The sequence below is a fragment of the Actinoplanes sp. SE50/110 genome, from assembly GCF_900119315.1.
Classification (GTDB): Bacteria; Actinomycetota; Actinomycetes; order Mycobacteriales; family Micromonosporaceae; genus Actinoplanes.
This window is the reverse complement of sequence record NZ_LT827010.1, coordinates 6,717,188-6,727,784: the sequence shown is the minus strand read 5'-3', so window position 1 is coordinate 6,727,784 and position 10,597 is coordinate 6,717,188. Positions and strand designations below refer to the sequence as shown.

Sequence of the window (10,597 nt, the reverse complement as noted above, 5' to 3'; positions counted from 1 at the left end):
CCGCGAACTTCCGGGAATTCCCGCGCGGACCCGCCTGCGAGCCTGGAGCGACCGACGTCACCGGCGGGCGTGGGCGCCGCCGAGGCCGTGCCACCAGCGGCGCCGGCGCGGTGCGGCGGCCGGTGTCTCGTCCGGCAGCGTGCCCAGGGTGAGGCTGACCCGGGCGCCGCCCCATTCGTTGCCGCTCACCGTCAGTGTGCCGCCGGTGTCGGCGGCGAGCCGCTGGGCGATGTCGAGCCCCAGGCCGGTGGAGTTGGCGTCGCTGGCGCCGCGGGCCAGTGCGGCGTCCGGGTCGGTGAAGCCGGGGCCGGCGTCGTCGACGATCACGGTCGCCGACCCGTCCGACCGGACGACGGTGACCCGGCAGGCAGCGTCCTCGCCGGTGTGGTGGAAGACGTTGCCGAGCAGGACGTCCAGCGCTTCGGTGACCCGGGACCAGGCCGCCGGCACGGTGAGCCCGTCGGGCGGCGGGTCGGCCTGCCACGGCCGGCCCTGGTCCTCGGCGAGCGCGCCCCAGAACCCGGTACGGTCGGCCACGACGGCGCCGAGATCGCACTGCAGGCGCGGCCGGGCGGCCAGGGGACGGCTCGCCTCGCTGATCACCGCGCTGATCTCGTACTCCAGCCGGTCGACGACCCGCAGCTGGCGGTCCCGGTCCTCGCCGGCGGTCAGCGCCTCGGTGTTGAGTCGCAGCGCGGTCAGCGGCACCCGCAGCCGGTGGGACAGGTTCGCGGCGAGCGCCCGCTCCTTCGCGAGCAGCTCCAGGAACCGGTCGGCGAGCAGGTTGAGGGCCGCGCCGACCTCCTCGATCTCGCGGGGGCCGCTGGGGCGTACCCGGGCATGCAGTTGACCCGCGCCCAGGCTGGTCGCGGTCCGTGCCAGGTCGCGGGTGGACCGGACGATCCGGGCGGCCAGCCGGTCGGCGAGCGCCATGCAGAGCCCGACCAGCACCACCGCCTCCAGGACGAGGACCAGCACCGCCGTTCCGACGCCGGCCCGCAGCGCCGTGCCCGGGACGAACACCTCGATGACCGCGATCAGTCCCTGCGGCAGCGCCACCGGCCGCAGGTAGACCCGGCCGCCGTCGACATCGACGGTGCCGGCCGTCTCCCGCTGCCGCACCTGGATGACGGCGTCGGGCGTGACCCGGCTGACGCCGACGGTGCCCAGGGTGGGCAGGTGCGCGGCGAGCTCGCCGTTCTGCCCGGCGCGGGTGCTCATGATCGAGTTGAGGACGAGGTCGCGGTCGGTGGCGACCACCACCACGGCGGAGAGGCCGAGGGCCTGTCGTTCGGCCTCGCGCATCGCACGGTCCTGCACGGCGCTGTGCACCAGCAGCGCGAGCGGGATGACGAACGCCAGCGCCACCAGGGTGGTGACGGCGAGGGCGACCAGTGCGTAACTGCGTCTCATGCGCCGTAGTCCTCGATGACCTGGGCCGCCGGGCCATCGTTCCAGTACGCCGTGATGGCCGAGGTGTGGCCGGGGCGGGACAGCCGCGCCACGACGATGGTGTCGCTGCGCCGGACGACGTCGACCGTGTAACCGGGCAGTGGATCGGCGCCGACCACGTCCACCCGGGTCGCCGAATAGGCGACGGTGATCGTCCCGGCGTCGGCGTTGATCCGGTACCGGGGCCGCTGGTCCACCGTCGGCGTCGGTGACGGCGAGGGTGCCGACGGGGGCCGGGCGCTCGGCTGGCGGCTGGGCGTCCGGCTGTGCGCCGGCGGTGCCGGGGTGTGCGACGGAGGGGACTTCGACGGGCCGGGCGCGGCCCGGCTCGGCGTCGCGGACTCCGCGAGCCCGAACCGGATCTCGGTGTAACGGCGGTTCACGTCGATCGCCACCGGAGGCTCGTCCGTGATCGCCGGAGCCACGCCGAGCCGGACACCGAACCAGGAGACGGCGACCGCGGTGATCGTCACCGCGAGCCACCCCGCAACATAACTCCAGCTCCGGCCCATGGTCGTATTCTGCACGAGCGATACGGTGAGGCAATGCCCCAGGTGTTGGTGATCGAGGACGACGTCGACGTCCGGCAGGCGGTCGGCCGGTTGCTGAGCGCGACCGGGCACGACGTCCGGTTGTGCGCGACGGCCCTCGACGGTCTGCGCGAGGCGGCCGCGTGGGCGCCGGACGTGGTGGTGCTCGACCTCGGACTGCCCGATCTCGACGGCGCGGCCGTCCTGCGCCGGATCCGGGCCACCTCGCAGGTGCCGATCGTCGTCGCCACCGCCCGCGAGCAGGAGAGCGAGATGATCCGGCTGCTGCGGGCCGGCGCCGACGACTATGTGGTCAAGCCGTACTCGGCCGAGCAGATCGAGGCCCGGATCGCGGCCGTGCTGCGCCGCGGCCACGGCGGCCCGGCGGCCACCGGCCTGACCGTGGGCGGGCTGTCACTGGATCCGCAGGGGCGCACGGCCAGCCTCGACGGGGTGCCGCTGCAGCTGTCCCGGCTGGAGTTCGACCTGTTGGCGTACCTGATGCAGCGGGCGGGCACGGTGGTGACCCGCCGTCAGCTGCTGTCCGACGTGTGGCCGGCGGAGAGCCGATCGCTGGAGACGGTCGACGTCCACGTCACCTGGCTGCGCCGCAAACTCGGGGAACGGGCCGCCCAGCCCCGCTATCTGCACACTGTCCGCGGCGTCGGTGTCCGCCTCTCCGCGCCGGAACCCGGCCGATAGGACCCGTCGCTTGTCACCGCGACGACGCTCACCGTCACGTACCGCATCGCTCCGATAAAGGTTCCCGTAAGGGCTCCGTAAGGAACTGAAACGGAACGCTTCCGAGCTTTAATCATGCATTAAGTGCATTGACCGAGATATTGCTTCGACGAAGACTTGCAACGGCTCGGAACACGAGCGAATCCCTCACTTCGCGACGGCGGACGACTGGGCACGACCCGGAGAACGGCCCCGCGAGTATTCGTGCAAGGAGCATCGTTGAAGCACAAAGTCGCGGTGGCGAGCGGCATAGCGGCCGTCACCGTAGCGGGATCGATCGCCCTGACCATGCCGCAGGGCAACGCCGCTACCACCCCGAGCCACCAGCAGCCCGCGGCCGACGGGCCGGCGCCGGTCGCGCTGGCCACGTCCTCGGCCGCGGACCTGGTTACCAACAAACCCAAGACCTTCTTCAAGAGCCGGTACGACAAGCTCGACCGGCGCCAGGTGGTCAGCCAGAACGGCCTGCAGTACGTGGTGTACGAACGCACCTACCGCGGCCTGCCGGTGCACGGCGGTGACGCGGTGGTCGTCGCCGACAGCCGCGGCCGGGTGCTCAACGAGTACGTCGCGCAGGAGCAGGCGCTGTCCATCCCGGTCACCGCGAAGATCTCCGCGGCCGCCGCGGCGAAGACCGCGCGCAAGCAGCTCGCCAGGGTGACCACGGTGTCCCCGGCCACGTTGCAGGTCGTCGCGCAGGGTGCCGGTGTGCTGGCGTACGAGGTGGTCGTCGCCGGCGCCAAGCGTGCCCCCGGCGGTCTGGCCCCGAGCAACCTGCACGTCTTCGTCGACGCCACCACGGGCAAGGTGCTGCCCGACCTGACCCGGGACGACATCGTCGACGCGGCCGGGCACGGCGCCTACTACGGCGACGTCACGTTCGACGACACCAGCAGCGGCGGCCGGTTCACCATGAGTGACCCGAAGCGTCCCGGTCTGCAGTGTGGCGGGCAGAACGGTGTCGCGTTGAGCAAGGCCACCGACAGTTGGGGTGGTGGCGCGGCCACCGACCAGGAGACCGGTTGTGTCGATGCGATGTTCGTGGTCTCCCGCGAGTGGGACATGCTGCACGACTGGCTGGGCCGTAACGGTATCGACGGTAACGGGCATGCTTTCCCGATCCGTGAAGGCCTCAACGATGTGAACGCGTTCTGGAACGGCTCCCGGGTGGAGATCGGGCATTCCTCGGACGGTCGGCGGCTGCTCAACACGATCGACGTGTTGGGTCACGAGTTCGGTCACGCGATCAACCAGTTCACCCCGGGCGGGTCCAGTGGTGGCAACGAGGCCGGGGGGATGAACGAGTCGACCGGTGACATCTTCGGCGCGTTGACCGAGTTCTTCGCCAACAATCCCCTGGACAAGGGTGACTACACCGTCGGTGAGTTGGCGAACCTGACCGGTAACGGGCCGATCCGTAACATGGCGGACCCGTCGAAGCTGGGTGACCCGAACTGTTTCTCCAGCGCGATCCCGAACACCGAGGTGCACTCGGCGGCCGGGCCGCAGAACCACTGGTTCTATCTGCTGGCCGAGGGTTCGCGCCCGACTGATGGTCAGCCGGTCAGTCCGACCTGCAACAACAGCACGGTCACCGGGGTCGGGATCCGGAAGGCCGGTCAGATCTACATGGCCACGCTGATGCGTAAGACCACAGGCTGGAACCACGCCAAGGCCCGGGCCGCCTCGGTCGCCGCGGCCGCCCAACTGTTCGGCAACGGCACCGAATGCGCCACCGTCAAAGCCGCCTGGGACGCCGTCAGCGTACCGGCCGGCACCGGCGAACCGTCCTGCACCGGCGCCGGGACCCCGACCACCGGTCCCACCGCCACCAGCCCCGCTCCGACCCAGGCACCCACCGGTGACTGCCAGGCCGGGTTCTCCTCGCACGACAGCGGTGCGGTCACCGCCGGCCAGACCGTCGTCAGCGACACCTTCACCGCCGGCGGCGGCCGCCACAGCGCCTGCCTGGCCGGACCGGCCGGGACCGACTTCGACCTGTACCTCGACAAGTTGGTCAGCGGCCGGTGGACGGCCGTGGCCCGCTCGGTCGGGGAGACGTCCCGCGAGGCGATCTCCTACACCGGCACGGCCGGCAGCTACCGGTACCGGATCGTCTCGTACAGCGGCTCCGGCAACGCCGTTCTCGGCTGGAACGTCCCCGCCGCGAGCTGACCATCGGGATCGGGCCGGGGCCGCGCACCAGCGCCGTCCCGGCCCGATGCCGGCCTGCCATTCCGACGATCCTGGAGAGACCGCGGTGCGACAGTCACACATATCGGTAGTCCTCGCGGCGCTGCTGCTGGCCGGAGTCGCCGGCTGCGCCAACGGCGAGCCGGCCGCAGCGCCACCGCCGGTGGCCGCCTCGTCCTCCGCGACACCGGCGTCCTCCGCCATGTCGGCGCCCACGGCTTCCGCGGCCCGTGCCGTCCCGCTCACCGTCACCCGGCGCGGCGGCTTCGCCGGCGTCGAAGAGAGCGTCTCGATCGCCGCCGACGGCTCGGCCACCGCCACCCGCAAGGGTCAGGCGGCCGCGCCGGTCCGGGTGCCGACCGCCACCACCACCGAGTTGCGGCGGCTGCTGGGCACGCCGGGCCTGGCCGCGCAGGCGTCGCCGTCGCCCGGCGCGCCGGGCTGCGACGACGGCTTCGAGTACACGTTCGTCACCCCGTCGGCGACCACGGTCGTGCAGGACTGCGAGGGCGGGCACGGGGCCACCCTCGACCGGCTGCTGACCCTGGGCGCCGGCCTGTTCGCCCACTGACCGCCGGGCGGCGTCACCGGCAGCCGTCCTGCCGGTGACGTCGCGGCCCATGGCCGCTACGCCGCGACTACCCAGTTGCCCTTGCCGCGGTGCTTCGCCGCGTACATGGCCTCGTCGGCCGCGAGCAGCGCGGCCCGCCGCGCATCGGGGGACGTGGTGACGTGCGCGGCGATGCCGATGCTGACGCCGACGGCGAGCTGTCGCCCGCCGAACTCGACCGGGCGCGACACCTCCGTGACGATCCGCTGCGCCAGGTCCTGGCCGTACGTGACGTCCGCCGCGGTGCAGGCGATGACGAACTCGTCACCGCCGAGCCGGGCCACCAGGTCGCTGCTGCGAACCGCCGCGGTGAGCCGCTGGCCGACCGCCTTGAGCACGGCGTCTCCGGCCTCGTGACCGTCGCGGTCGTTGATTGCCTTGAACCCGTCGAGGTCGAGGTAGAGCAGCACTCCGGCGGTGTCCTCGTCCAGGTGCTCGGTGAAGGCGGCACGATTCGCCAGGCCGGTCAGCGGGTCGTGCCGGGCCTGGTAGGCCAGCTGGGCCTGGGTGCGTTCGAGCCCGCGGACGGCCTGCAGGAAGCGGATCAGCACGCAGGCGATGCAGGCGAGGGTGGCCGCCATCAGGATGGTGCGACCGCCGGGACCCAGGCCGGTGTGCGTGAGCACGACCGTGGGCGCGGTGGCCAGGGCCGCCCCGAGGAAGAGCACCCGGGCGGGGTGCAGCACCTCGACGGCCCGGCCCGGCTCGGTGAGCTCGCCGCGGCGGGGGTGCAACCCCGCCGCGGCGAGCAGGCAGTTGCCGAGCAGGACGGCGCCGTCCAGGTCCCACGAGACGTCGCTGTGCACCACGTACATGAGGACGTTGTTGGCCGAATCGGTGAGCAGGTACAGCGTCGCGGCGACGAGCATCAGGTAGGTGGGTCCGCCGCGTCGCCCGGGGGAGAGGAACAGCATGAGCACGCCGGCGAGCAGCATGACGTCGCCCAAGGGGTACAGGGCCGGTGTCACGCTCTCCAGGGTGCTGAAGCCCTCGTCGATGATCGGCAGGCAGAAGTAGACGTACGCCGCGATCCCGGCGGCGAACGTCAGCGTCAGCCCGTCCAGCACGACACCGCGGACGCGGCCGGCCGCCCGGTAGCGGGCCATCATCAGGAGGGCGGCCGCCATGGCGGGGTAGCCGGCGAGCCAGAGCACGTCCGAGAGCCCGAACGGCGGCACGTAGCCGGCGTAGTACTGCAGGGTCTGCACGCCGTCGCCGCTGAGCCACAGCACCAGCGCGAGGGCGATCAGGCACCACGGCGCCCGGTTCCGTCTGGCCGGCTGGCGCGCCGCGGTGACACAGACGGCGACGGCCAGCGGGACCGTCCAGGCGAAGTAGATGATGTCGGAGGTCGGCGTTCCCCGGCGCCACCACATCGCGGCTGCCGCCAGCACCGTCGCGCCGAGCAGCAGCCAGACCACCTTGTTCTTCACGCCGCGCCATGTCGTCGCAGCACGCCCGTCCTTGAGGTGAAGTGGCGTACGGCATACCGCCGGAGCGGGTCTCTCAGCCCGTGGCCGGTCCCCGCGCCCCGATGCCCGGCCCGCAGAGCGCCCCGAGCATGACCAACGGGTCGGTCACCGTCACGCTGCCCGCCCGCAGCGTGACGACGCTCGTGACCACCGTGGGCGGCACCGTCCCACCCGGCCCGGCGGCCAGCCCGTCGGCGAGTTCGTCGCCGGCCGGCGGCGCCGGGCCCGGGTGGTCTACACGATGAGCACCTGGAGACCGTCAAGATCGGGTTCCAGGCCACTCACACCGGCAACACCGCCGAACCGGCCGGTTTCACCCTCGACGGGGTGCCCTGCACCGTGGTGTGACGCACATGTCGTCCAGCGGCACATCGATGGGCGACGGGGCCGCCAGGCCGGCCGGCACCCCTGCCCACCGGCGCACCATGGCGGTCGCGGTGGCGTTGTCGGCCGGGGCGAGGCCGGCGATCTTCGCGCCGTGGTTCGCGCCCGGGGCGACGAACAGCGCCGAGTCGTGGCGGCTCGGGGTGAAGCGTTCGGCGCTCCACGGATCGTTCTGCCCGTACACGAAGAGCATCCGTTCCGAGGCGGTGCGGACCCACCAGTCGACGTCGAGCATCGGCAGCGGGTGGTGGACCCGGCGCAGTTCGGCCGGCAGGGACGAGTTCGCGGTGTAGAGGCCCGGGTAGTGGCGCAGGCCGCGCAGGTGCTCGAACCGCAGGCTGGGCCAGCCCAGCTGGCTCGCCGCCTGGTAGTAGTACGGCCAGTAGTACTCCAGGCCCTGGTCGGTGTAGAAGCTCCACCCGGCCACGGCGTCGGTCCAGGCGTACAACTCGTCGTCGGTCGCCGTGGCCGGCGGCACCGCCGCGCAGTCGGCGGCCGTGCTGTACTGCCAGAACGCCCACACCGAGTCCAGCACGGTCATCTCGAACGAGCGGTCCGCGGTGCCCAGCGTGCGGGTGAAGGTCCAGCCCTGCGCCGCGGCATCCGCTTGCAGGTGGGCGACCAGCCGGGTCCGGCGCCGCAGCGCTTCGCGCTGCACCTCGTCGAGCGCGGCGCGGCAGGAGGCGGTCCCGACGGTGTCGAAGAAGGCGTCGTACGCGCGGTCGACCGGATTGATCGCGTCATCCGGTGCCACATAGGCGACCACGCCGTCGACGTCACCGGGGTAGAAGCGCCGGTGGTACACCGAGGTCATGCCGCCCTTGCTGCCGCCGGTCTGAATCCAGCGACCGGTGTAGACGCCGCGCAGCGCGGTGACGATCCGGTGCTCGTCGGAGGCTTCCTGCCAGATGTCGAGATCCGACCAGTCGGCCGGGGCCGGGCGCGACGGGGTGAAGAAGCGGTGCTCGACCGACACCTGGTTGGCGCCCAGCAGCGCCGTCGGCTCGGTCTGCGTCGGACGCGGACTGGCGGCCAGGCCGTACCCGCTGGTGTAGAGGACGGTGGGCGCGGTGGTCGACCGGTGCAGCAGGGTCAGCCGCTGCTCGTAGCCACCCCGTCCCGGATGGCGGTGATCGGCGGGCTGGCGATAGGTCAGGACGAAGAACCGGTAGCCGGCGCCCTGGGTGTCGGAGACGACGGTGATGCCGGGGATCGCGGTCAGCTGATCCCGCAGCGGGTCGTCGGCGGCGCGTGCCGGCGTGACCGGGGTGACGGCCACCAGCAGGCAGGCGAGGATGGCGACAAGACGTTTTCGCACGCCGTCATGCTATCGATAAACCCTAATACATCAACGGGTCATCCGACGGCCATCTCCGGCCGCTTGGTTGCGGGGATGCTCCTGTTCACTTCTCGCGCCCGCAGGCGGGCGGCAGTCGTCGGCGGTACCACCGCCGTCCTCGTTCTTGCCTCGATCGGCACCGCCTGGGCCGACCCGTTCGGCTGGCGAGGCGGCCGCCAGCATCCGTTCGCCGTGCGGCCGGACACCGGTGCCGCGTCCGCCAACGTGCTGGCCAACGATCGCGGCGCCACCGCGGTGGTGCGCAGCACCGGCCTGGACGACCCGGCGGCCGGCAGCTTGGCGGTGCACCCCGACGGCTCGTACGTCTTCACGCCGGCGGTGCCGGGAAGCCACGGCACGGTGCACTTCGGCTACACCGCGACCGACGCGGTCACCGTCTACTCCAGTGCGGTGCGGGGCGGCGCCCGGATTCCGCCGCTGGGCGGCCTGGAGGGTGCGGACGGCAGCACCGTGCCGATCTCCGGTGGCGGTTACGGCTCCTCGTTCGTCGCGGCGCCGGGGCGGCCCGGCTGGTTCTACGGGGTCACCGACCGCGGGCCGAACGTGGACGACGACGGACCGAGCGGGCAGAAGGCCTTCGCCGATCCCGGATTCCACCCGCAGATCGGGCTGTTCCAGCTGGCCGGTGGCAGGGCGGTGCTGCAGCGGACGATCGTCCTGAAGGCGCCGGACGGCACCCCGTACAACGGCCTGCCGAATCCGGTGACCAAGCGGGCCGCGAGCTCCGAGAAGACCGAGGACCTGTACGGCGACTACATCGACCCGGCGCAGCCGTACACGGTGCCCGGCACCGGTCCGGCGGTGACCCTGGACCCGGACGACGGCTACGACTCCGAGGGTCTGGTCGCGCTGGCCGACGGCAGCTTCTGGGTCTCCGACGAGTACGGGCCGTTCCTCACCCACTTCGACCGGGACGGCACCGAGATCGAGCGGCTGTCGCCGTGGGGCGCCGACGCCGGGCACAACGTCGACACCGCGCACCCGCTGCCCGCCGAGCTGGCGCTGCGGACGAAGAACAAGGGCATGGAGGGCCTCACCGTCACCCCGGACGGTCGGACCCTGGTCGGCATCATGCAGGCGGCGCTGACCGTGCCCGACTACGGCACCGACGCCAAGGGTAAAACCGTTAAACCGGGCAACGTCTCGCCGGTCCGCATCGTGACGGTCGACCTGCGGACCCGGGCCGTCCACCAGTACCTGTATCTGCTCACCAACCCGAACGCCACGGGCGGTGCGGTCAGCGAGATCACCGCGCTGTCGGCCACCCGGTTCCTGGTCGACGAGCGCGACGGCCTGCAGGCCGGGCCGGGCCGGGCGGTGGCCAAGTACCTGTACGAGATCGATCTGACCGGCGCCACCGACGTCACCGGCACCGGCCCGCTCGGCTACCTGATCGGCGGCACATCGATCGAGGCGTACGTCGGTGACGCCCCCACCGCGAAGGCCGCGCTGCTGCTGTCCCAGGCCGGTGTCATCCCGGTCGGCAAGAGTCCGTACCTCGACCTCGGCTCCGTGCTGAACCAGCTCGACCCGTCCGGCAGGTTCTTCGGCCACGACAAGATCGAGGGCGTCGCGACCTCCGACGGCGGCCGCGTGCTGTACCTCGCCAACGACAGCGACTTCGGCATCGACCACCTGCTCGGCCGGGACGAGGCGGCCTGCGAGGCGTCCGGGCTGTCCGACACCACCGCCTGCGCGCCGGTGAAGTCGGCGACCACCGGGAAGTTCCTCGTCCACCAGAAGACGCTGGACGCCGCCGGCGTGGCCGACGACGGCGAACTGCTGCGGGTCGACCTGGCCAAGCTGCCGGTGGTGCTGGGCAGCACCACGGTCACCATCCGGTACTGAGCCCGCA

The 10,597-nt window shown here is 72.1% G+C and carries 9 protein-coding genes; 5 read left to right on the top strand and 4 right to left on the bottom strand.

Going from position 1 to position 10,597, the window contains the following annotated elements; genetic code table 11:
- Positions 1-57 precede the first annotated feature (57 nt).
- Both ACSP50_RS30175 and ACSP50_RS30170 read right to left on the bottom strand, forming a co-directional pair.
- Positions 58-1,413: an ATP-binding protein gene (locus tag ACSP50_RS30175; RefSeq protein WP_014693091.1), complete on the bottom strand. Its 1,356-nt coding sequence runs from the start codon at positions 1,411-1,413 to the stop codon at positions 58-60.
- Positions 1,410-1,979, bottom strand: coding sequence for a hypothetical protein (locus ACSP50_RS30170; protein WP_155123677.1), 570 nt, complete (start codon positions 1,977-1,979; stop codon positions 1,410-1,412). Before ACSP50_RS30170 ends, ACSP50_RS30175 begins: the two co-directional genes overlap by 4 nt.
- A gap of 27 nt (positions 1,980-2,006) precedes the next feature.
- Between ACSP50_RS30170 and ACSP50_RS30165 the strand changes: the two genes are divergently transcribed.
- From ACSP50_RS30165 to ACSP50_RS30155, 3 genes are all read left to right on the top strand, one after another.
- On the top strand, positions 2,007-2,684 hold the full coding sequence (locus tag ACSP50_RS30165; protein WP_043515780.1) for a response regulator transcription factor: 678 nt from the start codon (positions 2,007-2,009) through the stop codon (positions 2,682-2,684).
- Positions 2,685-2,942: 258 nt separating this feature from the next.
- Positions 2,943-4,898 carry a M4 family metallopeptidase gene (locus tag ACSP50_RS30160; RefSeq protein WP_014693088.1) on the top strand — a complete coding sequence of 652 codons (1,956 nt, stop codon included), beginning with the start codon at positions 2,943-2,945 and terminating at the stop codon, positions 4,896-4,898.
- A gap of 85 nt (positions 4,899-4,983) precedes the next feature.
- Positions 4,984-5,487, top strand: a complete 504-nt coding sequence (locus tag ACSP50_RS30155) for a hypothetical protein (RefSeq protein ID WP_014693087.1) — start codon at positions 4,984-4,986, stop codon at positions 5,485-5,487.
- A 56-nt stretch (positions 5,488-5,543) separates the two neighbouring features.
- Here ACSP50_RS30155 and ACSP50_RS30150 read toward each other — a convergent pair whose 3' ends face one another.
- The gene (locus tag ACSP50_RS30150) at positions 5,544-6,959 is read right to left on the bottom strand and encodes a GGDEF domain-containing protein (protein WP_014693086.1); all 1,416 of its coding nucleotides are present in this window, start codon (positions 6,957-6,959) and stop codon (positions 5,544-5,546) included.
- Positions 6,960-7,039: 80 nt separating this feature from the next.
- Here ACSP50_RS30150 and ACSP50_RS42605 point away from each other — a divergent pair, with 80 nt between their 5' ends.
- Entirely contained in the window at positions 7,040-7,243 is a 204-nt protein-coding gene (locus ACSP50_RS42605) for a hypothetical protein (protein ID WP_099343902.1), read from the top strand.
- 68 nt (positions 7,244-7,311) lie between these two features.
- On the opposite strand, the gene ACSP50_RS30145 is transcribed toward ACSP50_RS42605, so the two are convergent.
- Positions 7,312-8,700, bottom strand: coding sequence for a S28 family serine protease (locus ACSP50_RS30145; protein WP_014693085.1), 1,389 nt, complete (start codon positions 8,698-8,700; stop codon positions 7,312-7,314).
- Positions 8,701-8,775: 75 nt separating this feature from the next.
- Here ACSP50_RS30145 and ACSP50_RS30140 point away from each other — a divergent pair, with 75 nt between their 5' ends.
- Entirely contained in the window at positions 8,776-10,590 is a 1,815-nt protein-coding gene (locus tag ACSP50_RS30140; RefSeq protein WP_014693084.1) for an esterase-like activity of phytase family protein, read from the top strand.
- Positions 10,591-10,597 lie beyond the last annotated feature (7 nt).